We start from the raw sequence: 23184 nt of genomic DNA, 5'->3' as shown, positions 1-23184 counted from the left end.
CGGCCCTGATCCACTGCCCTGATAACCGGCGGCCGCCGTGATCGGATCGTGAGCGCGGGTCCACCCGATCGGGCTTGATCGCCGCGGGGCGGGCGCGGATGCTCCTCGCAGGGGCACCGGCCCGTGACGGTCGGTCGGGCGCGGGGGTGGCCATGCGGGTCCGTCGGGTGTTGTCGCTGCTGGTCGTCGTCGCGCTGACGGGGCTGTTGAGCGGGGCCGCGGGCGGGGCGCTGCCGACCGCCGAGGCCGCCGCCGTCGCCGCGGTCCGGCTGCTGCCCCTGCGGCTGCAGGAGGCGGCGATCGCGCCGTCGGTGCCCGCACTCGCCCCGGCCCCGGTCGTCGCGGCACCGGTCGTCGCGGCACCGGTCCCTGCTCCCGTCGTGGCGGCGCCGGTCGTCGCCCGCGCCGTCGCCGGCACGCCCTGCGTCAGCACCGCCCGGGCCTGCATCGAGCTGTCGAGCGACCGCGCGTGGCTGATCCGGGGCGGGGAGGTGTCGTACGGTCCGGTGCCGATCACGTCCGGGCGTGCGGGCTTCCGCACGCCGCCGGGCTCGTTCACCGTCACCTTCCACAGCCGCGACCACATCAGCTCGATCTACGACGCCCCGATGCCGTACTCGGTGTTCTTCAACGGCGGCATCGCGTTCCACCAGGGCAGCCTCAGCCAGCAGTCACACGGTTGCATCCACCTCTCCCGCACCGCCGCCCGGGAGTTCTTCGAGTCGCTCGAGCGGGGCGACGTCGTCCAGGTCGTCCGCTAGGACGACGCGCTCCGGGCACCAGCAGTGCGGGGCCGCGCCGCCGCAGCAGGTCCAGCGGGCCACGTCATCCCGCCGGGGAGATGTTGGCGTTGCGGTGGAACACGTTCTGCGGGTCCCACTCGCCCTTGATGCGGGCCAGCCGCGCGTACTTCGGTCCGTAGCTGGCGCGGACGCGGTCGTGCTCGGCGCCGGCGAGGGCGTTGACGTAGGTGCCGCGGCCCAGCGAGTGCGGTTCCAGCGCGGCCGACAGCGCCCGGATCCGCGCGCGCACCGGGGCCGGGCCGGCGCTGTCGGCGGCCACGCCGACGAGGAAGGCCATGACGCGCGGCGTGCGCGCTCCGCCGAACGCGGTGTCCTCCTCGGCGACCTCGCAGTAGGCGCGGTCCAGGCGCATGAGGACGACCTGCGCGAGCGGGTCGGCGGTCGCGGTGTGCTCGACGAGCGCGTCGATGGCGCCGTCGGAGAGCCGCGGGAGGAACGTGCTGCGCTCGTAGGCGGCGTGCCCGAACGCCGCGCCCTCGTCGAACATCTGCTGCAGCGCCACGTACGGCATCGGCGTGACCAGCTCGAACGCCGGCGGCAACGCCGCGCGGATCCGGTCGACCATGTCGGTGTGCAGGCGCGCGCGATCGAAGCCGGCGAGCACGATCCCGACCACCGGCGTCCCCTGCAGCTCCGGCGGGACGAAGGGCGCGGGCGGGGCGTGCACCATCGCGACCAGCGCGTTGCCGTCGGGCGCGACGTCGGACATGACGTGGTCGGCCAGCCGCAGCGCCTCGGCGGCCCGGCTCTGCGGCCAGAAGAACGCGGCGACCTGCACGAGCGGGTCGAGCTCGTGGAGCCGGAACGTGAACTCGGTGACGACGCCGAAGTTGCCGCCGCCCCCGCGGACCGCCCAGAACAGGTCCGCGTTCTGCTCCGCCGACGCCCGGCGCACCCGGCCGTCCGCGGTGACGATGCGGACGGCGAGCAGGTTGTCCACCGCCAGCCCGAACCTCGGCGTCAGCCAGCCCATCCCGCCGCCGAGGGTGTAGCCGCCCACGCCGGTGTGGCCGACGGTGCCGGCGACGGTCGCGAGCCCGAACACCGCGGTCGCCGCGTCGAGCTGGGCGAGGGTGGCGCCGCCGCCGACGCGGGCGGTGTGCGCGACCGGGTCGACCGCGACCGCTTCCAGGTCGCGCAGGTCGATCGTCAGGCCGCCGTCGCACACGGCCGGCCCGGAGGCACCGTGGGCGCCCCCGCGCACCGCCAGCTCCAGGCCCGACTCCACGGCGAACCGGACGGCCGCCGACACGTCCGCGTCCCCCGTCACCCGGACGATCGCGGCGGGCCGGCGGTCGACGTCGGCGTTCCACACCGTCCGCGCCTCGTCGTAGCCCGGGTCGTCCGGCCCCGTCACGGCGCCCGCGACCGCGGAGCGCAGGAGTGCGAGGTCACCGCTCACCGTCTGTGTCATGGACACGACGCTAGGAGCGGGCCCCTGTCGGCGGGATACGCACATCTGCGTATCTGTGCGGGCGGGGGCGCGTACCCACCGGCCCAGGTCGCGGGCGGACGGCCGGGGCCGGTGCGTCTGGCTGGGGCTGGGTAACCCGCCGATCAAGGGCATATGGCTGCGCCGGAAGATCCCACCAGCGACCATCCGCCCTTGATCACCGCGGGGCGGCGGATCGTGGCGCCACCGCCACCGCCACCGCCACCGCGTCGCCACCGCCCCGCTCCGCACCGGCCCGCTCCGCACCAAGCCCCGCCCGCCCCGCCCCGCCCCGCCCCGCGCGCGATGATCACCGGGAGTGGGTCTGGGGTGTCACCAACGGCACCTGAGTGCCACTCCTGACGATCACCCGCGCCAGGGAGGAGCCGGGTCGTCCGTCACGGGGTCGGCGCGTCCTCCAGCAGGTCGCGCACCGGCGCCAGCAGGCCCAGGTCGCGGGCGCGCAGCACCGCCGTGAGCCGGTCGGAGACGCCCAGCGCCGCGTAGACGCGTTCGAGGTGCTTGTGGACGGTGCGCTCGGCGATCAGCAGCCGGTGCCCGATCGCCGCGGCGGTGCAGCCCTCGGCGAGGAGGCCGAGCACGGCCTGCTGGCGCGGGGTGAGGCGCACGGCCGCGGTCGGGTCGGGGCGCGCGCGGCCCAGGACGTCGAGCTGGCGGTCGAGCCCGCTCAGCAGCCGCCACAGCAGCGTCCCGAGGCGCAGGTCCTGCTCGCCGAACACGTCGGGGCGGCCCAGCACGAACGACCGGTTGCCGCCCGCGTCGAGGCGCAGGGGCAGCGACAGCTGGTGTGCGGCCCCGGCCGGGCGGCCGATGTCGGCCCAGCCGCCGCGGACCCGGACGCCGGCGACCTGCTCCGGCACGTCGGCGATCTGCAGCGGGACGCGGTGGCCGGTGCGCCGGTAGAACAGCAGCAGCGGGTGCTCGTCGACGGCGCGGGTCATGGTCCACTCGGTGAGCTCGGCGCGCAGCCCGCCCATGCCGGCGTCGAGGGGCCAGAGCGTCATCACGTGCCGCCCGCCGGTCGGCAGGTCGTTGAACGCCGCGGCGGACAGCCCGAACGTCGCGCACAGCTGCAGCGCGATGCGCTCGCCGGGCAGGGCCGTCGAGGGGCCGTGCAGCAGGTCCGCGACCAGCTCCAGCCACTCCCCCTCGGCGCGCGTCCGGCTCATCCGGCGCCGGAGGCGAGCAGTCCGAGGGCCTGCGCGCGCAGCACGGCCCCGAGGCGGTCGTGCACGTCGAGCTTGGCGTAGACGCGTTCGAGGTGCTTGTGGACGGTGCGCTCGGCGATCACCAGGTGCCGCGCGATCGCCGCGGCCGTGCGCCCCTCCGCCACCAGCCCCAGCACCACGAGCTCGCGCGGGGTGAGGAGCACGTCGGTGGCCGGAGCGGTGCCGGCGAGGCCGCGGAACGCGCCGACGTGCCGGTCGAGCCTGACCAGCAGCCGCTGCAGCGTGCGGGCCAGTCGCAGCTCCCCCGGCGTGTACGGGTCCTCGCGGCCCATCACGAACGCGCGGTGCCCGCTGCCCGACATGTGCAGCGGCAGCGCCAGCTGGCTGGCCGAGCCCCACGACCCGCCGACCTCCCGCCACCCGGCCACCACCCGGCGGTCGGCGAAGCGCTCCGGCACGTCCCAGACCTGCATGGCCGTGGCCCGGCCGGTGGCCGTGTAGTAGCGCAGCAGCGGGTGCGCGGTCGGGGCCACGTGCACACCCCAGCGGTCCAGCTCGGCGCGGTGGCCGTTGAACTGCTCGTGCACCGGCCACATCCGCTGCACCGCCACCGCCTGCCCAGGCCGCCGGAAGTGGAAGGCCGTGCCGACGAGCCCGAACGTGCTCGTCAGCTGCGCGGTGATCCGCTCCTCGAGCCCGGCGTCCAGCGGTGCGGCCAGCAGGTCGGCGACGAGCTCGAGCCACTCGCTCTCCGCGGACATCGCCACCACCCCCGCCCGGGATTCGGGACGGGCGCGCCGTTGTTAACGCTCCCGGGGCAGGCCCACCCGGGCGGAGCAGGGTGTCACCTGGGTGGCCGCACGGGGTGTGCGTCACTCGGGGCTGCACGACGGCGTCCGCGCGAGAACACTGGCGCCATGGTCGACGACGACGCCATCGAGAATGGTTCCAGCCGTATCGAGCACGACACCATGGGTGAGGTGAGGGTCCCCGCCGACGCGCTGTGGCGCGCGCAGACCCAGCGGGCCGTGGAGAACTTCCCGATCTCCGGGCGCGGGCTGGAGCGGGCCCAGATCCGCGCGCTCGGGCTGGTCAAGGCCGCCGCCGCGCGCGTCAACGGGGAGATCGGCGTGCTGGCGCCGGAGCTGGCGGAGGCCATCGCGGCCGCCGCCGACGAGGTGGCCGCCGGTGAGCACGACGCGCACTTCCCCGTCGACGTGTTCCAGACCGGCTCGGGCACGAGCTCGAACATGAACGCCAACGAGGTGATCGCCTCGCTGGCCGCCCGCGCGGGCGTCGAGGTGCACCCGAACGACCACGTCAACGCATCGCAGTCGTCCAACGACGTCTTCCCGACAACGATCCACCTGGCCGCCACCGAGGCGCTGGCCACCGACGCCGCGCCCGCGCTCGACCACCTCGCCGCCGCGCTCAACCGCCGCGCCGCCGAGTGGGTCGACGTCGTCACGGCGGGGCGCACGCACCTCATGGACGCCGTGCCGATCACGCTCGGGCAGGAGGCCGGGGGCTGGGCGACGCAGGCCGCGTACGGCGCCGCCCGCATCCGCGACGCGCTCCCCCGGCTGGGCCAGCTGCCGATCGGGGGCACCGCGGTCGGCACCGGCCTCAACGCCCCCGCGGGCTTCGGCGCCGGGGTCGTGGAGCAGCTGCGCGCGGCCACCGGGCTCGACGACCTGTCCGAGGCGCCCGACCACATCGAGGCGCAGGGTGCGCGCGACGGGCTCGTGGAGGCGTCCGGGGCGCTGCGGACGGCCGCCGTCAGCCTGTTCAAGATCGCCAACGACATCCGCTGGCTCGGCTCGGGCCCCCGCACCGGCCTGGCCGAGCTGCACCTGCCCGACCTCCAGCCGGGCAGCTCGATCATGCCCGGCAAGGTCAACCCGGTGATCTGCGAGGCCGCGATGATGGTGGCCGCGCAGGTGATCGGCAACGACGCGACCGTCGCGTTCTCCGGCACGCAGGGCAACCTGCAGCTCAACGTGATGATGCCGGTGATGGCGCGCAACGTCCTGGAGTCGGCGCGGCTGCTGGCGAACGCGGCGCGGCTGCTCGCGGACAAGGTCGTCGACGGGATGGCGGCCGACGTCGAGCGCACGCGCGAGCTGGCGGAGTCGAGCCCGGCGATCGTCACGCCGCTCAACAAGTACCTCGGCTACGAGGAGGCGGCGTCGATCGCGAAGCAGTCGCTCGAGGAGAAGCGCACGATCCGCGAGGTCGTGCTGGAGCGCGGGCACGTCGAGTCCGGCACGCTCACCGCCGCCCAGCTCGACCAGGCGCTCGACGTCCTGGCGATGGCGCGCGGCGGTCGCTAGCGAGCCGGCGGCAGCCCCGCCTCCCGCGATCCCCCCGGTCGCCGCCGCGCCGGACACGGTCACACCGCCGGGGCCCCTCGTCACGGTCCGGCGTCGAAGCCGCCCGGACACCGTCCCGACCCTCCCCCGACCGGTGATCGTCACGATACGGTCGGCTCCGCGGTGCAGGCTGCGCCGGTCCGGCGTGCGCCGGCTCTGCGAGGAGGAGTACTCGATGACGGTGTTACGGCGTCTGCTGGCGGTGGCTGCCGTCGGCGCCACCCTGACGGTGACGGGGTGCGTGAGCTCCGGCGGGGGCGGCGGCGCGGCCCCGGCCGCCGACGGCACCGACTGGTCCACCGCCACCTCGGCCGAGGCCGGCGGCGGCTTCGACGCGCTCGTGGAGGCCGCGAAGGCCGAGGGCACGCTCAACGTCATCGCCCTGCCCCCGGACTGGGCCAACTACGGCGAGATGATCTCGACGTTCGAGGAGACCTACGGGATCACCGTGGAGTCCGCCAACCCCGAGGGCTCCAGCCAGGACGAGATCAACGCCGTCCAGCAGCTCGGCACGCAGGAGCGCGCCCCCGACGTGCTCGACCTCGGGCAGTCCTTCGCCAACTCGAACGTCGACCTGTTCGCGCCCTACCAGGTGCAGACGTGGGACTCGATCCCCGAGGGCAACAAGGCCTCCGACGGCGCCTGGGTCAACGACTACGGCGGCTTCATCTCCATCGGCTGCAACGCGAGCCTCGTCGCGAACTGCCCGCAGACCTTCGCCGACCTCGCCGAGCCCGAGTACGCGGGGCAGGTCGCGCTCAACGGCGACCCGACGTCGTCCGCGTCCGCGTTCGCCGGCGTCTGGGCGGCCGCGCTGGCCAACGGCGGGTCGCTCGACGACATCAACCCGGGCGTCACGTTCTTCGGGCAGCTCGCCGACAGCGGCAACCTGCTCCTCGTCGACCCCACGCCGGCCACCATCGAGAGCGGCCAGACCCCGATCGTCCTGGACTGGGACTACCTGAACCTCACCCAGGCCGAGAAGGTCGCGGCGTCGTTCGAGTGGCGCGTCGCGGTGCCGTCGGACGGGCTGTTCGCGCAGTACTACGCGCAGGCGGTCAACAAGAACGCGCCGCACCCGGCCGCCGCGCGGCTGTGGCAGGAGTTCCTCTACTCCGACGTGGGCCAGAACCTGTGGCTGGCCGGCAAGGCCCGCCCGGCGCGCCTGACCGCCATGACCGAGGCGGGCACGGCCGACCAGGCCCTGGTGTCGGTACTGCCGCCGGTCGCCGGCGAGCCGCAGTTCCCGACCCAGGAGCAGACCGACGCGGCGAACGCCGTCGTCGCGCAGAACTGGGCCACGGCGACCTCCTGAGATGACGCCCTGAGATGACGCTGCTCGAAGCTCCGGCCGCACCACCCGAGAAGGTGCGGCCGGAGCGCTCCTGGCGGGCTGCGCTGGGTCTGGTGCCCTTCGTCGCCTACCTGCTCGTGTTCCTCGGCGGCCCGCTGTACTTCGTGATCAGCGGGGCGCTGTCGGACGCCGACGGGCGCCCGACGCTCGACAACGTGATCGCCTCGGTCACGCAGCCGCAGTACCGCGCGGCGTTCACCTCGAGCATCGTGCTGTCCGCGGGCACCGCCGTGATCGGCGCGGTCGCGGGTGCGTTCCTCGCGCAGGCCGTGCTGACCAGCCGGCCGACCAGTCCGCTGCGCCGGATCGTGTCGACGGCCTCGGGCGTGCTCGCCTACTTCGGCGGCGTGCCGCTGGCGTTCGCGTTCATCGCCGCGCTCGGCCAGACCGGGCTCGCGACGCAGTTCCTCAGGAGCGCCGGCGTCGACCTCTACGCGTCCGGCTTCCGCATCGACTCCCTCACGGGCCTCGCGCTCACCTACGTCTACTTCCAGATCCCGCTCATGGTCATCCTCATCACCCCCGCGCTGGAGGGCCTCGTGCCGCAGTGGCGCGAGGCCGCGGAGAACCTCGGGGCGTCGGCGTGGACGTACTGGCGGCGGATCGCACTGCCCGTCCTCGCGCCGGCGCTCGGCGGGGCCACGCTGGTGCTGTTCGGCAACGCGTTCGCCGCCTACGCCACCGCGCTGGCCCTGACCAGCGGCTCGATCCCGCTGCTGCCCACCGCGATCGCGTCGGCACTGTCGGGCAACGTGCTCGCGGGCGCCCAGAACGTCGGCCTCGCGCTCGGCCTCGACATGGTGCTCGTGATCGCCGTCGTCATGGTCGGGTACGTGGTGCTGCAGCGCCGGGCGTCGAAGTGGCAGGCGCGGTGAGGGGCCGTCGCTGGCGGGTCGTCGTCCTCGGCCTCGCGCTCGTGTACTTCCTGGTGCCGCTGCTGTCGGCCGCGGAGTTCAGCCTGCGGATCCCCGGCGGCGGCTACGGCGTCGCCAACTACCTGACGATCTTCGGCGACGAGGTGCTGCTGTCGTCGCTGCTGGTGTCGCTGCAGATCGCCGTCGTCACCGCGGTGCTGGTGCTGCTGCTCGTCGTCCCGACCGCGGTGTGGGTGCGGCTGCGCTTCCCGGCCGCCGCGGCGCTGCTGGAGAGCGCGACGATCCTGCCGATCGTCGTGCCGCCGGTCGTGATGGCCGCGGGCATCGCGTTCGTCCAGGCCAACCTGGGCGGCCCGGTGTTCCGCACGCTGTTCGCGTCGTCGTTCACCGCGCTCACCCCGTTCTACGTGGTGCTCGCGCTGCCCTTCGCCTACCGCGCCGTCGACAACGGCCTGGCCGCGGTCCCCCTGCGCACGCTCGTGGAGGCCGCCCGCAACCTCGGCGCCTCGCTGCCCGTCGCGCTGTGGCGGGTGGTCCTGCCGGCCATCCGCAGCGCCGTGCTCGGGGCGGCGTTCCTGACGCTCGCGCTCGTGCTCGGCGAGATCGTCATCGCCCGGATCCTGCTGTACGGCGACACGTTCCCGGTCGCGATCGTCGAGGTCGGGCGCAGCCAGGCCGGTGTCGCCGTCGCGCTGACGCTGGCCAGCCTCGTCCTGACCTGGCTGCTGCTGCTCGCGGTCTCGTTCGCCGGCTCGTCTCGGAGGAGCACCCCATGACCGACCTCGCCACCGCCCGCGCGGACACGCAGCGGGGCACCACCGTCGAGTTCCGCGGCGTGCGCCGCAGCTACGGCGCCACGCACGCCCTCGACGGCCTCGACCTGACGCTCGCGCCGGGCGAGCTGCTGGCCCTGCTCGGCCCGTCGGGCTGCGGCAAGACGACCGCGCTGCGCCTGCTCGCGGGCTTCGACACCCCGACGTCGGGGTCGATCCTGGTCGGCGGCAGGGACGTCACCGGTGTCCCCGCGGCCAAGCGCGACACCGGCATGGTGTTCCAGGCGTACTCGCTGTTCCCGACGATGACCGCGGCCGAGAACGTCGCCTTCGGGCTGCGGGTGCGCCGCGTCGCCCCCGCCAGGCGGACGGCCCGCGCCGCCGAGCTCCTCGACCTCGTCGGGCTGGGCGACCGCGGCGGCGCCTACCCGCACCAGCTCTCCGGCGGGCAGCAGCAGCGCGTGGCGCTGGCCCGCGCGCTCGCCGTCTCCCCCGCCGTCCTGCTGCTCGACGAGCCGCTGTCCGCGCTCGACGCCCGCGTCCGGGTCCAGCTGCGCGACGAGATCCGGCGCCTGCAGCTCGCCGAGGGCATCACCACGCTGTTCGTCACGCACGACCAGGCCGAGGCGCTCGCCGTCGCCGACCGGGTCGCGGTGCTCAACGCCGGGCGGCTGGAGCAGGTCGGCACGCCGCAGGAGGTCTACTCGTCGCCGTCGACGGAGTTCGTCGCCGAGTTCGTCGGGGTGATGAACCGCGTGCCGGTGTCCGGCTCGACGATCACGCCCGGCGCCCCGGAGCGGCAGGTGCGCCCCGAGGAGCTGACCGTCGGCGACGGAATCCCCGGCACCGTCCTGACCAGCACGTTCCTCGGCCCGGTCACACGGCTCGTCGTGAGCACGGAGGTCGCCGAGCTCACCGTCGACGTCGTGAGCCGCCCGGGCCTGCCGGGCATCGGGGAGCCGACCGCGGTGGCGCTGGTCGGTTGACCGACCTCACCCCACCGCCCGGCTGAACCGCTCGCCCCACTCCCGCAGCAGCTCGGGCAGCTCGGGCGGGCTGCGCACCTCGAACTCCGCCCCGAGCGAGCCGAGCACCATCGCGGGCCAGTCGAGGCTGTCGGTCGACATGCGCAGCACGCAGCGCTCCGGGCCGTCGGCCTCGACCTCGGCCCACCGCCCCACGTGCGCGCTCACCCGCTCCGCCGGCGCGTGCACCAGCACCTCGACGCCCAGCCGCGCGGTGTGCACGCTCTCCAGGCCCGAGCGGACGAAGGCCGCCGCGTCGCCGCCGGGGAGGTCGCGGGTGCGGAAGCGGGCGCCGGTGGGGCGCGGCGCGGTGAGGCGGTCGAGCCGGAAGCTGCGCCAGTCGTGGCGGTGCAGGTCGTAGGCCACGAGGTACCAGCGCCGGCCCAGCGGCACGAGCCGGTGCGGCTCGACGTGCCGCCCGGCGCCCGCGCGGCCGGGCGGGGTGTAGGCGAACTCGAGACGCTCGGTGTCGCGACAGGCCTGGGCGACGGCGATGAGCACGGCGGAGTCGACGGTCGGCGCGGAGCGCTCGCCCCACACCAGCGGCACGGTGACCGCCCGCAGCGCGTCGACGCGCCGGCGCAGCCGCGGCGGCATGACCTGCACGACCTTCGTCAGCGCCCGCACCGCCGACTCCTCGATCCCGGCCACCGCCCCCTGTGTCGCGGCCTGCATGCCGACGGCGAGCGCGACCGCCTCCTCGTCGTCGACGACCAGCGGCGGGAGCGCGGCCCCCGCGGCGAGCTGGTACCCGCCGTCGACGCCCCGGCTCGCCTCCACCGGGTAGCCGAGCTCGCGGAGCCGGTCGACGTCGCGGCGCAGCGTGCGCGGTGAGACGCCGAGCCGCGCGGCGAGGTCGGGCCCGGGCCAGTGCCGGTGGGTCTGCAGCAGCGACAGCAGCCGCAGCGTCCGCGAACTCGTGTTGGCCATGTCCCCACTCTCCCGGTATTGCGGTCAGGAAGTGGCCGCAGCGCGCCCTAGCCTTCTCCCATGACCGACACCGAGCGCGCCGACATCCTCGAATCCCTCGCCACCCACCGCGGCTTCCTCCTCACCACCGTGCAGGGCCTCACCGACGAGCAGGCGCGGCAGCGCACCACCGTCAGCGAGCTGACCCTCGGCGGGCTGATCAAGCACGTCGCCCGCACCGAGAAGGGCTGGACCGACTTCATCGAGCAGGGCCCGGTGGCGATGGAGGCCACCGGGGACAGCTGGGCCGAGCACGCCGACGGCTTCGTCCTGCACGAGGACGAGACGCTCGCGGGCGTCCTCGCCGAGTACGCGGATATCGCGAAGCACACCGACGCGCTGGTGGAGAGCCTGCCCAGCCTCGACCTCGCCCACCCGCTGCCCGAGGCGCCGTGGTTCCCGGCCGGCGCCACCCGCTCGGCGCGGCGCGTGTTCGTCCACATCGTCGGCGAGACCGCGCAGCACGCGGGGCACGCCGACATCCTGCGCGAGGCCATCGACGGCCAGAAGACGATGGGCTGAGGCCGTGGGCGAGAAGGCGGGCGCGCTGTGCGTGGGCGGCATCGTCCGGCACGTCGCGCACGGCGAGGAGATGTGGACCGACTTCATCGCGTCGGGCGAGAAGGTCGACGACCTCGACCACTACGCCGAGAGCTTCCGGATGGGCCCGGACGACACCGTGGCCGGGCTGCTCGACGACTTCGCGGCCGCGGCCCGCCGCACCGACGAGGGGCGCGGGGCACGCCGACATCCTGCGCGAGACCCTCGACGGTCGATGAGCTGAACACAGACGGTTGTCGGGGGTCGGTGCGAGGATCGCGGCGTGCTGTTCTCCGAGGTCGTCGCCACGTCCGCCGCGGTGGGCGCCACGCGGTCGCGCAAGGACAAGGCCGCGGCGCTGGCCGGGCTGCTGCGCGCGGCCGCGCCGGGCGAGGTCGCCCCGGCCACGGCGTGGCTGTCCGGGGAGGCGCGGCAGGGGCGGATCGGCACGGGCTGGCGCACGCTGTCGGCGCTCGACGCGGAGCCCGCGGCGGAACCGACGCTCACCGTCGAGCGGGTCGACGCCCTGCTCGACGCGCTGGCGGGCACGTCCGGCGCCGGCTCCACCCGCCGCCGCGCGGAGCTGCTCGGGCAGCTGTTCGGCGCCGCCACCGGTGAGGAGCAGCGGTTCCTCACGCGGCTGCTGGGCGGCGAGCTGCGCCACGGCGCGCTGGAGGGCGTGATGCTCGACGCCGTCGCGGCCGCATCGGAGCGGCCCGCGGCGTCGGTGCGGCGGGCGTTCATGCTGTCCGGGCGGCTGCCGGAGACGGCGGTCGTCGCGCTGGGCGGGGGCGATCTCGACGCGGTGGCGCTGCAGGTCGGGCGCCCGGTCCGCCCGATGCTGGCCTCCCCCGCCGCGTCGCTCGACGAGGCGCTCGCGGCCCTGCCCGACTCCACCGTCGAGTTCAAGCTCGACGGCGCCCGCATCCAGGTCCACCGCGACGGCGACGACGTGCGCGTCTGGACGCGGACGCTGCGCGAGATCACCGCGAGCGTGCCCGAGCTGGTGGAGCTGGTGCGCGGGCTCCCCTGCCGCTCGGTCGTGCTCGACGGGGAGACGCTCGCCCTGCGCGACGACGGCCGCCCCCGCCCGTTCCAGGAGACGATGAGCCGCTTCGGCTCCGACACCCACGCGTTGCTGCTGCGGCCCTGGTTCTTCGACTGCCTGCACCTCGACGGCACCGACCTGCTCGACGCCCCGCTGCGCGAGCGGCTGGCGGCGCTGGAGCGCGTCGCCGGGCCGCACCGCATCCCGTGCGGTGATCCCGCCGGCATCCTGGAGCGCGCCCTGGAGGCCGGGCACGAGGGCGTGGTCGTCAAGGCGCTCGACGCCCCGTACCTGGCCGGGCGGCGCGGGAAGGCGTGGCAGAAGGTCAAGCCGGTGCACACGCTCGACCTGGTGGTGCTCGGCGCGGAGTGGGGGTTCGGGCGTCGGACGGGCTCGATGTCCAACATCCACCTCGGCGCGCGCGACCCCGACGGCGGCGAGCCGATCATGGTCGGTAAGACGTTCAAGGGCATGACCGACGAGCTGCTGGCCTGGCAGACGGCCACCTTCCCGGCCTACGCGCGGGCCACGGAGGGCCACGCCGTGCTGCTGCGGCCCGAGCTCGTCGTCGAGATCGAGCTCGACGGCGCCCAGCGCAGCACCCGCTACCCGGGCGGTGTGGCGCTGCGCTTCGCCCGCGTCCTGCGCTACCGCCCCGACAAGACACCGGCCGAGGCCGACACGATCGAGGCGGTGCGGGCCCTGCTGCCCGATTGATCCCGACGGTGACCGGGTCGTGCTTGCCGGGGGCCTCGCAGGTCGGGAGACTTCCCGCCACCGGGATGGCCGAGCGGAGTGTGGATGACCAGCGAGATGTTCGGGCCCTATCGCCTGGAGGCGCTCATCGGGCGCGGCGGCATGGGCGAGGTCTTCCGGGCCCACGACACGATCCGCAACCGCACCGTCGCGATCAAGCGCCTCCCGGCCTCGCTGGCGGGCGACGCCTCCTTCGAGGAGCGGTTCCGGCGCGAGGCGCAGCTCGTCGCCCGGCTGCGCGACGGGCACGTCATCCCGATCCACGACTTCGGTGAGATCGAGGGCCGGCTGTTCATCGACATGCGGCTCGTCGACGGCGCCGACCTGCGCACCGTGCTCGACTGGATCGGCCCGCTGGCGCCCGAGCGCGCGGTGCGGATCGCCGGGCAGGTGGCGCGCGCGCTCGACGCCGCGCACGCCGACGGGCTCGTGCACCGCGACGTCAAGCCGTCGAACATCCTGCTCAGCGGCGCCACCCGTGACCCGGCCGCGGACGTCGACGACTACGCCTACCTCGTCGACTTCGGCATCGTCGCCGGCGTGGAGGACGCCGCGGGCGGGCGGCTCACCGCCACCGGCGCGGCGATCGGCACCGTCGAGTACATGGCGCCGGAGCGGTTCGTGCGGGGCACCGGCGACCGCCGCGCCGACGTCTACGCGCTGGGCTGCGTCCTGCACGAGATGCTCACCGGCACCCGCCCCTTCGACGGCACCGGCCCCGCGCAGATGTGGGCGCACGTGCACACGCCGCCGCCGCGGCCCTCGCTGCTGCGCCCCGGCGTGCCCACGGCGTTCGACGAGGTCATCGCGGCCGCGCTCGCCAAGGACCCCGACGACCGCATCGCCACCGCGGGCGAGCTCGCGAGCCGGGCGCGGGCGGCGCTGGCGACGCTGCCGGGCACCGGCCCGACGTCGCGCCACGTCCCGCCCACCGCCGCACCGCCCACCTCCGCCGCCCGGGCGACCCCCGCGGCCCCCACCGCCGCACCCCGCGCCGCGGCCGCGCACCCGGCGCCCGAACCGCCGACGGCGGCCTGGCCGACGTCCGGCCCCGGGGCGCCCACGCGGTTCGACGCGGCCCCCGCCGCGGGTGCGACGGCCCGGATGCCGCAGCCGCCCCGCGGTCCCGGCGTGCCCGCAGGCCCCCCGGGCACGCCCGCCCGCCCTTCCCGGCCGTGGTGGCCGATCGTCGCCGTCGCGCTGGTCGTCGTGCTCGTCGCCGCCGGCATCGTGTGGGCGCTGAACCGGCCGCCCGCCGACGAGACCCCCGCGGCCGACGCCGGAGAGACCACCACCACGGCCGTCGAGGAGCCCCAGGTCGACGACCCGGTCACCGAGCTCACCTCGCACGCCAGCGAAGCCCTGCTGGCCACCTGCACCGAGGATGTCGTCGTGGGCGACGGCGCCCCGGTCCGGGCCACGGCGAACTGCAGCGACTGGGGCTTCGACCTCTACTCCTCGGCCGGGGAGGCGGCCACGGTGGTGCGCGACAACAACGGCAGCTCGATCGAGCCGGGCACGCCGTGCGAGAGCCGTCCCCCGACCGACGCCTACCACGTCCAGCGGTTCGACCGGGGCGTCCTGGGCTGCCGCTCGTACGAAGGCGGCTACACCATCGAGTTCGCGGTGGAGGGCGTTCCGGTCGTCGGGATTCGCGACGAGGGCGACGACGGCGAGACCTACGAGGTCGTCTACGCGGAGGCCCTGAGCCTGTCGGCCGAGGTGAGCTAGCGCGTAGACTCCCGTCACCGTGCGCTTCCTCGACGGTCAGACCCCCCACCAGGACCTCACCTACGACGACGTCTTCCTCGTCCCGGGCCGGTCCTCGGTCACGTCCCGCTTCGACGTCGACCTCACCACGGCCGACGGCACCGGGGCCACCGTGCCGATCATCGCCGCCAACATGACGGCCGTCGCCGGGCGGCGGATGGCCGAGACGCTGGCCCGCCGGGGCGCGCTCACGGTGCTGCCGCAGGACGTCGCGCCCGAGGCCGTCGCCGAGATCGTGGCCTGGATCAAGTCGCGTCACCCCGTCTGGGACACCCCGCTCGTGCTCACCCCGGCCGACGCCGTCGCCGACGCCCTCAACCTGCTACCCAAGCGCGCACACGGCGCCGTGGTGGTCGTCGACGAGGGCGGGCGCCCGGTCGGCACCGTCGACGAGGCCGCGTGCTCGGGCGTCGACCGCTTCACCCGCCTGGCCGACGTCCTCGACCCCGACTCGCTCGTGGTCCCGCTGGGCACCGCGCCGCGCGAGGTGTTCGAGTCCGGGCGGCGGGTCGTGCTGGGCGTCGACGACGACGGGCGCCTGGCCGGGCTGCTCACCCCGCTCGGGGCGCTGCGCGCGGAGGTCTACGTCCCCACGCTCGACGGACAGGGGCGGCTGCGCACCGCGGCGGCCGTCGGCATCAACGGCGACGTGGCCGTCAAGGCGAAGGCGCTGCTCGACGCGGGCGTCGACGTGCTCGTCGTCGACACCGCGCACGGGCACCAGGACAAGATGCTCGACGCGCTGCGCGCCGTCCGGTCCGCCGTCGGCGACGCGCCGGTGCCGGTCGTGGCGGGCAACGTCGTCACGGCCCAGGGCGTGCGCGACCTGGCCGAGGCAGGTGCCGACGTCGTCAAGGTCGGCGTCGGGCCGGGCGCGATGTGCACGACCCGGATGATGACCGGCGTCGGGCGACCGCAGTTCTCCGCGGTGCTCGAGTGCGCGGCGGCGGGGCGCGACCACGGCGTGCACGTCTGGGCCGACGGCGGCGTCCGCCACCCCCGCGACGTCGCCCTGGCGCTGGCCGCGGGCGCGTCGGCGGTGATGATCGGGTCCTGGCTCGCGGGCACCTACGAGTCGCCCGGCGACCTGCTGCGCGACGAGGGCGGCCGCGCCTACAAGGAGTCGTTCGGCATGGCCAGCAAGCGGGCGGTCAGCGCCCGCACCCGCGGCGACGGCGGCTTCGAGCGCGCGCTCAAGGGCCTGTTCGAGGAGGGCATCTCCTCGAGCCGGCAGATGCTCGACCCGCAGCGCCCGGGCGTCGAGGACGTCCTGGACGGCATCTGCTCCGGCGTGCGCAGCGCGGCGACCTACGCCGGCGCCCGCACCCTGGCCGAGTTGCACGGGCGGGCGGTGATCGGCGTCCAGACGACCGCGGGCTTCACCGAGGGCACTCCGCACGGCCTGTAGCGGAGGACCGGGGCCCGCGAGTGGGTGTTGGCGCGGGTGATCGAGACGGACAACTACTACCGGCAGCAGCGCGAGGGCCGCATCGCCGCCAACGAGGAGTGCGTGCCGGAGAGCGTGCGGGTCGCCGAGCAGCTCGGCGCGCTCGCCGGCACCGAGAGCCGGATCGCGCTGCCGGTGGCCGGAGCGGACGGGCCGGCCGAGCGTCCGGCGGGGTTCCGCGCGGCCTGAGCGCCCGTCCGGGAACACGAACGCCGGGGCCCGTGGCCCCGGCGTCCGCGCCCGACCGGTCAGGCCTGCGGTCCCTCCAGCATCTCCGTGACGAGCGCGGCGATCGGCGAGCGCTCGCTGCGGGTCAGGGTGACGTGGGCGAACAACGGGTGCCCCTTGAGCTTCTCGATGACGGCCTGCACGCCGTCGTGACGGCCCACCCGCAGGTTGTCGCGCTGGGCGACGTCGTGGGTGAGCACCACGCGGCTGGCCGTGCCGAGCCGGGAGAGCACCGTCAGGAGCACGTTGCGCTCCAGCGACTGCGCCTCGTCGACGATGACGAAGCTGTCGTGCAGCGACCGGCCGCGGATGTGGGTGAGCGGGAGCACCTCCAGCATGCCGCGGGCGATCACCTCCTGCATCACCGAGTCGCTGACCAGCGCCCCGAGCGTGTCGAAGACGGCCTGCGCCCAGGGCGCCATCTTCTCGTTCTCGCTGCCGGGCAGGTACCCGAGCTCCTGACCGCCGACGGCGTACAGGGGCCGGAACACCACGACCTTGCGGTGCTGCTGGCGCTCCAGCACCGCCTCCAGGCCGGCGCACAGCGCCAGCGCCGACTTGCCGGTCCCGGCGCGGCCGCCGAGGGAGACGATGCCGACGTCGGGGTCGAGCAACAGGTCGAGCGCGACGCGCTGCTCGGCGGAGCGGCCGTGCAGGCCGAACGCCTCGCGGTCGCCGCGGATCAGGCGCACGCGCTTGTCGGCCGTGACCCGCCCGAGCGCCGCCGATCCGCCGCCGAGGAGCCGCAGGCCGGTGTTGGCCGGCAGGTCGCGGGCGGCGTCGTGGTCGATCGAGCCGTCCTTGAACAGCGCGTCGACGTCGTCCGGGGTGACCTCGACGTCGGCCATCCCGGTCCAGCCCGACGGTGTCACGTCGAGCGCGTGGTACTCGTCGGCCTGCAGCCCGACGGCACCGGCCTTGACCCGCAGCGGCACGTCCTTGGTGACGAGCACGACGTCACCGCGACCGTCGGCACGGCGCTCGGCCGCGAGGTTGAGCGCGCAGGCGAGGATGCGCGAGTCGTTCGAGTCGTTGCGGAAGCCCGCGGGGAGCACCTCCGGGTCGGTGTGGTTGAGCTCGACGTGCAGCGTCCCGCCCGCGTCACCGATGGGGACCGGTGCGTCGAGGCGGCCGTGTTCGATGCGCAGCTCGTCGAGCGTGCGCAGCGCCGTGCGGGCGAACCACCCCAGCTCGGGGTGGTGCCGCTTGCCCTCCAGCTCGGAGATGACCACCAGTGGCAGGACCACCTCGTGCTCGTCGAACCGGGTCAACGACCACGGGTCGGACAGCAGCACGGAGGTGTCGAGCACGTAGCAGCGAGTGGATCCCGAAACAAGGGCGTCAGCACGATCAGTCACGGATGCTCCCTCGCAGGCGCGGCACCGCGCCCACATATCGGTGGGCCGGCCGGCCCTGGTCTGGTCGTCCGCGACAGCGCCGCGCACGCCCACGAGGGCCGGGTGCCGACCCCCTCCGGTGCAACCACCACGGACCAGGGCCTCCCCGGGCGGTGCGCATCGGGTGCGTACCGCCACCACGGACGCTACCGGCGGTCACCCCCGTGCGGTCAACAGCGAGGCGGTGAGCGGACCGGAACACACACCCAGAATTAACAGGACGGCCTACCACTGGTCGCTTGACACCTACCGCCTGTCGTCACTCACGCCCCATCCGGCTCAGCTCCTCCCGCAGCCCGGACGGCGTCCAGGCCCCGTCGTAGAGCTCGCGGAGGCGCTGCGCGGGGGTCGCGCCGGGGTGGTCGAGCCACCGCCGGGCAAGCGGGACGCCCTCGACGTAGGTGACGACGTGGTCGCGCCAGCGCGGGTCGGACAGGAACCGCAGCACGCGGCGCGCGCCCCGGTCGTCGACGAGCAGCCAGCGCCGCAGGAACGCCTCGACGTCGTCGGCGCGGGCACCGGCCCGGCGCAGCCGCGCCGCGTCGAGGCGGACCCGGGCCAGGCGCGCGACGGCGGCCGCGACGCGCTCGTCCCGCTCGCCGTCGAACCCGAGGCCGACGCCGTCGAGGACGTCGGAGGCCCACGGTCCCCAGCCCGGGCCGACGAGGGCGTGCAGGCCGTTGTCGGCCGCCCCCTCGGACAGCAGCGCCTGCGGGGTGCCGAGCAGCACGACGCCGTGCTCGGCCCAGCCGCGCTCCCCGAGCAGCACCGCCTCGCGCCGCCACTGCTCGACGTGGTGGCCCGGGTACGCCTCGTGCGCCACGAGCCGCGCGAGCCCGGCGCGGCGCGGCCGGGCGCCGGCGTGGACGAGCACGCGCGAGCGGCCGGGGCCCTCGCGGCGGTGCAGCGCGCTCCAGGGCGCGTCGGCGACGACCTCGAACACGACCTCCTCGGGCCCGTCGACGAGACCGGCGTCCCGGGCGCGGGCCCGCAGCGCCTCCGCCATGGCCGCGAGCCCCGCAGCCAGCCGGTCGGGCGGCACATCGTCGCGGCGGCGGTGCTCGGCGAGCCGGGCGGCGAGGCCGCCGGAGCCGGGTAGCAGGGCGTCGAGCTCGCGGTGGGCGGCGCGGTGGTCGTCCTCGCGGCCCGGCGCGACCGGACCGTCGGCGGCCGCGGCCAGCACCGCGTCGTACGGGACGCCCTGCCCGGCGAGGCGGCGGGCCGCGGACTCCAGAGCGACGAGCTGCGCGGCCAGGAACCGCTCCCTGCGGGGCTCCAGGCCGAGATCCGGCAGCCGCTGCCCGAGCCGGCCCGCGGCCCGCACGAGCGCTCCCGGGGACGGCGGCGGGCCCGCGGGGGCCGGTGCGTCACCCGTTCGCACACCGACCGTTCCCGACCGACGGCGACCGATCGCCAGCGCCAGTGACAGGTAGTCACGCACCGCCTCGTCGACCGGCATCGCGGCACCGTACCGGCCCGTTCGTGGCGCCCGCGCGGCGGCGATCCGGGCCGCGGGCCACCCAGCGTGGGAATGCGAAAGGTTACGTCCGCCATCGGGTGGCGCAGGACTACGCACCGTGGAGTTGATCACCCGATCCGGGCGTCGCGAACGGCTCGCGATGTCACACGCCGGGGGCGTATCCATTCCCCCAGTAATGGTCGTACCCGATGGTGGTACGCGGTTTGTGGGGAATCCGGGGCAGGCGCTACCTTTTCCTCAGTCGGCGCGGGCTCCCCGGTCGGACGCTGACTCTGAATGGATCCGACTTCGGTCGGACCCGGATCACAAACAGGAGAAAACTGTGCTGAAGAAGGCCGGAATCATCGTGGCTGCCTCTGCTGCCGCGCTGCTCGCCCTCAGCCCGCTCGCCTTCGCCGGCGATGAGGGCGACCACGGCCACGGCCACGACGGCGACCGCGCCGTCAACTCGGTCGAGGACGACAGCGAGACCACGGGCCTCGTCAACGTGGCCGACAACGAGGCCAACGTGCCCGTCCAGGCGTGCAACAACGACATCCCCGTCAACGTCCTGGGCGTCCAGGTCAGCGACGTGCAGGCCGACCTGACCGGCGCGCTCGGCGTGCTGGGCGAGGCCGAGGCCGAGGACGAGGGTGGCGCCGGCGACGTGCGCGCCTGCGAGCAGGAGAACTCCTCGGGCGGCTCGATCGTCCAGGGCATCGACGACTGATCATGTCGTAGCTCGACCGGCGGCGCCGGATCCCCTCGGGGGGTCCGGCGCCGTCGGCTTTCCGGCGTGTTCCACCCCGTCGTGCGGGCGCGTCGCGGCGCGGCCGGCCCCGGCGTCACGCAGCGTCGAGCGGACCACCCGATGCGGTGCTGAGATGAATTCTTCGAAGTCCCCCTTTCGGGGCGTAACTATTTACAGACGCACCGTCGCCACCCGATGGTGTTACGCGGTTTGGTCCACTTGCGAATTCGCGCTACCTTTTCCTCAGTCGGCGCGGCTCCCCAACCAGTCGTCGACTCTGAATGGATTCGACTTCGGTCGGGTCTGGGATCACAAACAGGAGAACACTGTGCTGAAGAAGGCCGGAATCATCGTGGCTGCCTCCGCTGCCGCGCTGCTCGCCCTCAGCCCGCTCGCCTTCGCCGGCGACAAGGGCGACCACGGCCACGGCCACGGGCACGGGCACGACGGCGACACCGCCGTCAACTCGGTCGAGGACGACAGCGAGACCCTCGGCCTGGTCAACGTGACCGGCAACGAGGTCAACGTGCCCGTCCAGGCGTGCAACAACGACATCCCCGTCAACGTCCTGGGCGTCCAGGTCAGCGACGTGCAGGCCGACCTCACCGGCGCGCTCGGCCTGGCCGGCGCGGCCGAGGCGGAGGACGAGGGTGGCGCGGGCGACGTCCGCGAGTGCGCGCAGGAGAACTCCTCGGGCGGCTCGATCGTCCAGGGCATCGACGACTGATCACGTCGTAGCTCGACCGGCGGCGCCGGATCCCCTCGGGGGTCCGGCGCCGTCGGCGTTGCCGGGGTCGGTCAGGTCCGGCGCCCCGGATCAGGAGCCGAAGCGGCGGTGGCGGGCGGCGTAGTCGCGCAGCGCCCGCAGGAAGTCGACCTTGCGGAACTCCGGCCAGTAGGCCTCGCAGAACCAGAACTCCGAGTTGGCCGACTGCCACAGCAGGAACCCCGACAGCCGCTGCTCCCCCGACGTCCGGATGACGAGGTCGGGGTCGGGCTGGCCGGAGGTGTAGAGGTGGGCGGCGATGTGGTCGACGTCGAGGACCTCGGCCAGCTCCTCGATGGACGTGCCGGACTCCGCGTGCTGCAGCAGCAGCTTGCGCACCGCGTCGGCGATCTCCTGCCGGCCGCCGTAGCCGACGGCCACGTTGAGCTGGAGCCCCGTGCGGTCGGTGGTGCGGGCCGCGGCGTTCGCCAGGCGCGAGGAGATCTCGGCGGGCAGCAGGTCCAGTGCCCCGACGACCCGCAACCGCCAGGGCGCGGCCGGCCCACTCAGCTCGTCGACGACGTCGGCGATGATCTCCAGCAGCGGCTCGAGCTCCGCGGGCGGCCGGGACAGGTTGTCGGTGGAGAGCAGGAACAGGGTGACGACCTCGACCCGCGCCTCCTCGCACCAGCCGAGCAGGTCCGCGATCTTCGCCGCGCCGACGCGGTGCCCGTCGTTGACGTCGACGAGCCCGGCGTCGCGGGCCCACCGGCGGTTGCCGTCGAGCATCAGCGCCACGTGCCGGGGCCGCTCGCCGACCTGACGCAGCCGGCGGCTGATCCGGCGCTCGTAGACCGAGTACAGCACCTCGCGCACGCCCACGGCGGGTGAGCCTACGCCGCCGCGCAGCGGTGACGGTCCCCACGACGGCCGTGGTTCACGCGCGGGTCACCCGAGGCGGGGCGGCGGTGGCGTAACCTCGGACCGTGTCTGCCGGGACCGCATCCCCGCCCCCTGCCACCCCGCCGCTGGTCAAGCCGCGGATGCGGGGGTGGCTGCACCTCTGGTCGTTCGCCGTCTCGATCGCCGCGTGCGCCACGCTCATCGCCGTGTCGGCCTCGCTGGTCGGCGGCGGGGCCGCGCTGGCCACGTCGGTCTACAGCGTCACCACGCTGGGGCTGTTCGGCACCAGCGCGCTCTACCACCGGCGCACCTGGCACACCGCCCGCAGCCGCGTGATCATGAAGCGGCTCGACCACTCCATGATCTTCCTGTTCATCGCCGGCACGTACACGCCGGTCATCGCGCTGACGATGGCGCCCGACCGGGCCCGGCTGGTGCTGGCGATCGTCTGGGTCGGCGCCCTCGCCGGGGTCGCGCTGAAGCTGCGCTGGCCGCACGCCCCGTCGTGGGTCGGGGTCCCGATCTACCTGGCGCTGGGTTACGTCGCGGTGTTCGTGATCCCCGACCTGCTGCGCGGCGGCGGCGTCGCGGCGCTGGTGCTGATCCTCACCGGCGGCCTGCTCTACACGGTCGGCGCGGTGTTCTACGCGACGCGGTGGCCGAACCCCTGGCCCCGGACGTTCGGGTTCCACGAGTTCTTCCACGCCGCCACCGTGCTCGCCGCGATCTGCCACCACGTGGCGATCTGGTTGATCCTGTTCTAGCCGACCCTCACTCGTCGGCGTCGCCCGTGGGGCCCTTGGCCCGCAGGTCGTCGACCCGCGCCATCGCGTCGCGGAGCTCCCCCAGCCACTCGTCGGCGTGCTGGCCGACCAGGCGGACCGCCCAGGCCAGCGCGTCGGAGCGCGACCGGGCCACCCCGGCGTCGACGAGCGTGTCGAGCACGACCCGCTCGGGCTGGCGCAGCCGCGTCATCACCGGGACCGAGGCCACGGTGAACAGCTCGACGTCGTCGCCGATCCGCGCGCCCCAGGCCACCTTGCGCCCGTAGCGGTGCTCGGCCTGGCGCGCGATCTCGATGCGCTCCTCGCGGGTCTGCTCGCGGAACCGCGAGATCCGGCCGGCCACCGCGGCGGCGCGGTCGGCCCGGCCCGACCCGGTGTCCTCGAACGCGCCGTCCACCGGCGAGAGCTCGCCGACGACCACGATCTCCTCGCGGTCGACGGTCACCTCCGGCGCCCCGGTGAACCAGCCGTCGGGCAGCCTGCCCTGCAGCCACGCGCCCGCGTCGGCGGCGTCGGGCAGGTCGGCCTGCTGCCAGCCCCCGCGCCCCGGCCCGCGCCCGCCGCGCCCCGCCCCGCCGTGCCACCCGCGATGCATCCGTCC

The 23184-nt window shown here is 74.8% G+C and carries 23 protein-coding genes; 15 read left to right on the top strand and 8 right to left on the bottom strand.

The window, feature by feature from the left end; genetic code table 11:
- Positions 1–167 precede the first annotated feature (167 nt).
- Positions 168–761, top strand: a complete 594-nt coding sequence (locus I4I82_RS18910) for a L,D-transpeptidase (RefSeq protein ID WP_226370136.1) — start codon at positions 168–170, stop codon at positions 759–761.
- A gap of 64 nt (positions 762–825) precedes the next feature.
- On the opposite strand, the gene I4I82_RS18905 is transcribed toward I4I82_RS18910, so the two are convergent.
- The 3 genes from I4I82_RS18905 to I4I82_RS18895 form a co-directional block, all read right to left on the bottom strand.
- Entirely contained in the window at positions 826–2217 is a 1392-nt protein-coding gene (locus tag I4I82_RS18905) for an FAD-binding oxidoreductase (RefSeq protein WP_218594588.1), read from the bottom strand.
- Between the two features lie 416 nt (positions 2218–2633).
- Complete coding sequence (locus tag I4I82_RS18900; protein ID WP_218592592.1) at positions 2634–3425, bottom strand: helix-turn-helix transcriptional regulator; 792 nt, start codon at positions 3423–3425, stop codon at positions 2634–2636.
- A complete protein-coding gene (locus tag I4I82_RS18895) occupies positions 3422–4186 on the bottom strand; it encodes a response regulator transcription factor (protein ID WP_225920628.1) in 765 nt (254 codons plus the stop codon). The genes I4I82_RS18900 and I4I82_RS18895 overlap by 4 nt, the downstream gene beginning before the upstream one ends.
- Before the next feature lie 156 nt (positions 4187–4342).
- On the opposite strand from I4I82_RS18895, the gene I4I82_RS18890 reads away from it, so the two are divergent.
- The 5 genes from I4I82_RS18890 to I4I82_RS18870 all read left to right on the top strand — a co-directional run bounded on the left by I4I82_RS18890 (position 4343) and on the right by I4I82_RS18870 (position 9785).
- The gene (locus I4I82_RS18890; RefSeq protein ID WP_218592593.1) at positions 4343–5758 is read left to right on the top strand and encodes a class II fumarate hydratase; all 1416 of its coding nucleotides are present in this window, start codon (positions 4343–4345) and stop codon (positions 5756–5758) included.
- 214 nt (positions 5759–5972) lie between these two features.
- Positions 5973–7112, top strand: a complete 1140-nt coding sequence (locus tag I4I82_RS18885; RefSeq protein ID WP_218592594.1) for an ABC transporter substrate-binding protein — start codon at positions 5973–5975, stop codon at positions 7110–7112.
- A 14-nt stretch (positions 7113–7126) separates the two neighbouring features.
- Complete coding sequence (locus tag I4I82_RS18880) at positions 7127–8026, top strand: ABC transporter permease (RefSeq protein ID WP_225920627.1); 900 nt, start codon at positions 7127–7129, stop codon at positions 8024–8026.
- Positions 8023–8802 carry an ABC transporter permease gene (locus I4I82_RS18875; RefSeq protein ID WP_218592595.1) on the top strand — a complete coding sequence of 260 codons (780 nt, stop codon included), beginning with the start codon at positions 8023–8025 and terminating at the stop codon, positions 8800–8802. Before I4I82_RS18880 ends, I4I82_RS18875 begins: the two co-directional genes overlap by 4 nt.
- Positions 8799–9785 (top strand): ABC transporter ATP-binding protein, encoded by a 987-nt coding sequence (locus tag I4I82_RS18870; protein WP_218592596.1) that lies wholly within the window; start codon positions 8799–8801, stop codon positions 9783–9785. Before I4I82_RS18875 ends, I4I82_RS18870 begins: the two co-directional genes overlap by 4 nt.
- Positions 9786–9791: 6 nt before the next feature.
- Here the strand turns inward: I4I82_RS18870 and I4I82_RS18865 are convergent, their stop codons facing one another.
- A complete protein-coding gene (locus I4I82_RS18865) occupies positions 9792–10754 on the bottom strand; it encodes a helix-turn-helix transcriptional regulator (RefSeq protein WP_218592597.1) in 963 nt (320 codons plus the stop codon).
- Positions 10755–10814: 60 nt separating this feature from the next.
- Between I4I82_RS18865 and I4I82_RS18860 the strand changes: the two genes are divergently transcribed.
- From I4I82_RS18860 to I4I82_RS18835, 6 genes are all read left to right on the top strand, one after another.
- The gene (locus I4I82_RS18860) at positions 10815–11315 is read left to right on the top strand and encodes a DinB family protein (protein WP_218592598.1); all 501 of its coding nucleotides are present in this window, start codon (positions 10815–10817) and stop codon (positions 11313–11315) included.
- A gap of 4 nt (positions 11316–11319) precedes the next feature.
- Positions 11320–11577 (top strand): mycothiol transferase, encoded by a 258-nt coding sequence (locus I4I82_RS18855; protein ID WP_218592599.1) that lies wholly within the window; start codon positions 11320–11322, stop codon positions 11575–11577.
- Between the two features lie 39 nt (positions 11578–11616).
- Positions 11617–13098, top strand: coding sequence for an ATP-dependent DNA ligase (locus tag I4I82_RS18850; RefSeq protein ID WP_218592600.1), 1482 nt, complete (start codon positions 11617–11619; stop codon positions 13096–13098).
- Positions 13099–13182: 84 nt separating this feature from the next.
- Entirely contained in the window at positions 13183–14868 is a 1686-nt protein-coding gene (locus tag I4I82_RS18845) for a serine/threonine-protein kinase (RefSeq protein WP_218595906.1), read from the top strand.
- 19 nt (positions 14869–14887) lie between these two features.
- Entirely contained in the window at positions 14888–16315 is a 1428-nt protein-coding gene (locus I4I82_RS18840) for a GuaB1 family IMP dehydrogenase-related protein (RefSeq protein WP_218593207.1), read from the top strand.
- A 36-nt stretch (positions 16316–16351) separates the two neighbouring features.
- The gene (locus tag I4I82_RS18835) at positions 16352–16543 is read left to right on the top strand and encodes a hypothetical protein (protein ID WP_218593206.1); all 192 of its coding nucleotides are present in this window, start codon (positions 16352–16354) and stop codon (positions 16541–16543) included.
- A 59-nt stretch (positions 16544–16602) separates the two neighbouring features.
- Here I4I82_RS18835 and phoH2 read toward each other — a convergent pair whose 3' ends face one another.
- Together phoH2 and I4I82_RS18825 are read right to left on the bottom strand one after the other, a co-directional pair.
- A complete protein-coding gene (gene phoH2, locus I4I82_RS18830) occupies positions 16603–17976 on the bottom strand; it encodes an RNA 5'-3' helicase PhoH2 (RefSeq protein ID WP_218593211.1) in 1374 nt (457 codons plus the stop codon).
- Between the two features lie 262 nt (positions 17977–18238).
- The gene (locus tag I4I82_RS18825) at positions 18239–19438 is read right to left on the bottom strand and encodes an amino acid adenylation domain-containing protein (RefSeq protein ID WP_218593205.1); all 1200 of its coding nucleotides are present in this window, start codon (positions 19436–19438) and stop codon (positions 18239–18241) included.
- A 367-nt stretch (positions 19439–19805) separates the two neighbouring features.
- Here I4I82_RS18825 and I4I82_RS18820 point away from each other — a divergent pair, with 367 nt between their 5' ends.
- Both I4I82_RS18820 and I4I82_RS18815 read left to right on the top strand, forming a co-directional pair.
- Entirely contained in the window at positions 19806–20168 is a 363-nt protein-coding gene (locus I4I82_RS18820; protein ID WP_218593204.1) for a hypothetical protein, read from the top strand.
- 373 nt (positions 20169–20541) lie between these two features.
- A complete protein-coding gene (locus tag I4I82_RS18815) occupies positions 20542–20916 on the top strand; it encodes a hypothetical protein (RefSeq protein ID WP_308112800.1) in 375 nt (124 codons plus the stop codon).
- A 90-nt stretch (positions 20917–21006) separates the two neighbouring features.
- Here the strand turns inward: I4I82_RS18815 and I4I82_RS18810 are convergent, their stop codons facing one another.
- Entirely contained in the window at positions 21007–21771 is a 765-nt protein-coding gene (locus I4I82_RS18810) for an isoprenyl transferase (RefSeq protein ID WP_218593210.1), read from the bottom strand.
- A gap of 167 nt (positions 21772–21938) precedes the next feature.
- Between I4I82_RS18810 and trhA the strand changes: the two genes are divergently transcribed.
- Complete coding sequence (trhA, locus tag I4I82_RS18805; RefSeq protein WP_218593209.1) at positions 21939–22562, top strand: PAQR family membrane homeostasis protein TrhA; 624 nt, start codon at positions 21939–21941, stop codon at positions 22560–22562.
- Positions 22563–22569: 7 nt separating this feature from the next.
- Here the strand turns inward: trhA and abmR are convergent, their stop codons facing one another.
- Complete coding sequence (gene abmR, locus I4I82_RS18800; RefSeq protein ID WP_218596499.1) at positions 22570–23178, bottom strand: ATP-binding transcription factor AbmR; 609 nt, start codon at positions 23176–23178, stop codon at positions 22570–22572.
- Positions 23179–23184: the final 6 nt, after the last annotated feature.

Source organism: Pseudonocardia oceani (genome assembly GCF_019263585.2).
GTDB classification, from domain to species: domain Bacteria; phylum Actinomycetota; class Actinomycetes; order Mycobacteriales; family Pseudonocardiaceae; genus Pseudonocardia; species Pseudonocardia oceani.
Note: the sequence above shows the minus strand (reverse complement) of the source record. Positions and strands in the feature narration are given on the sequence as shown.

Bases quoted from the DNA above. Each gene is read 5' to 3' on its own strand.
- I4I82_RS18900 (WP_218592592.1), bottom strand. From the start codon at position 3,425: ATGAGCCGGACGCGCGCCGAGGGGGAGTGGCTGGAGCTGGTCGCGGAC.
- phoH2 (WP_218593211.1), bottom strand. From the start codon at position 17,976: ATGTGGGCGCGGTGCCGCGCCTGCGAGGGAGCATCCGTGACTGATCGT.
- I4I82_RS18885 (WP_218592594.1), top strand. From the start codon at position 5,973: ATGACGGTGTTACGGCGTCTGCTGGCGGTGGCTGCCGTCGGCGCCACC.
- I4I82_RS18860 (WP_218592598.1), top strand. From the start codon at position 10,815: ATGACCGACACCGAGCGCGCCGACATCCTCGAATCCCTCGCCACCCAC.
- I4I82_RS18825 (WP_218593205.1), bottom strand. From the start codon at position 19,438: ATGCCGGTCGACGAGGCGGTGCGTGACTACCTGTCACTGGCGCTGGCG.
- I4I82_RS18895 (WP_225920628.1), bottom strand. From the start codon at position 4,186: ATGTCCGCGGAGAGCGAGTGGCTCGAGCTCGTCGCCGACCTGCTGGCC.
- I4I82_RS18905 (WP_218594588.1), bottom strand. From the start codon at position 2,217: ATGACACAGACGGTGAGCGGTGACCTCGCACTCCTGCGCTCCGCGGTC.
- trhA (WP_218593209.1), top strand. From the start codon at position 21,939: ATGCGGGGGTGGCTGCACCTCTGGTCGTTCGCCGTCTCGATCGCCGCG.
- I4I82_RS18890 (WP_218592593.1), top strand. From the start codon at position 4,343: ATGGTCGACGACGACGCCATCGAGAATGGTTCCAGCCGTATCGAGCAC.
- I4I82_RS18845 (WP_218595906.1), top strand. From the start codon at position 13,183: ATGACCAGCGAGATGTTCGGGCCCTATCGCCTGGAGGCGCTCATCGGG.
- I4I82_RS18880 (WP_225920627.1), top strand. From the start codon at position 7,127: ATGACGCTGCTCGAAGCTCCGGCCGCACCACCCGAGAAGGTGCGGCCG.
- abmR (WP_218596499.1), bottom strand. From the start codon at position 23,178: ATGCATCGCGGGTGGCACGGCGGGGCGGGGCGCGGCGGGCGCGGGCCG.
- I4I82_RS18870 (WP_218592596.1), top strand. From the start codon at position 8,799: ATGACCGACCTCGCCACCGCCCGCGCGGACACGCAGCGGGGCACCACC.
- I4I82_RS18865 (WP_218592597.1), bottom strand. From the start codon at position 10,754: ATGGCCAACACGAGTTCGCGGACGCTGCGGCTGCTGTCGCTGCTGCAG.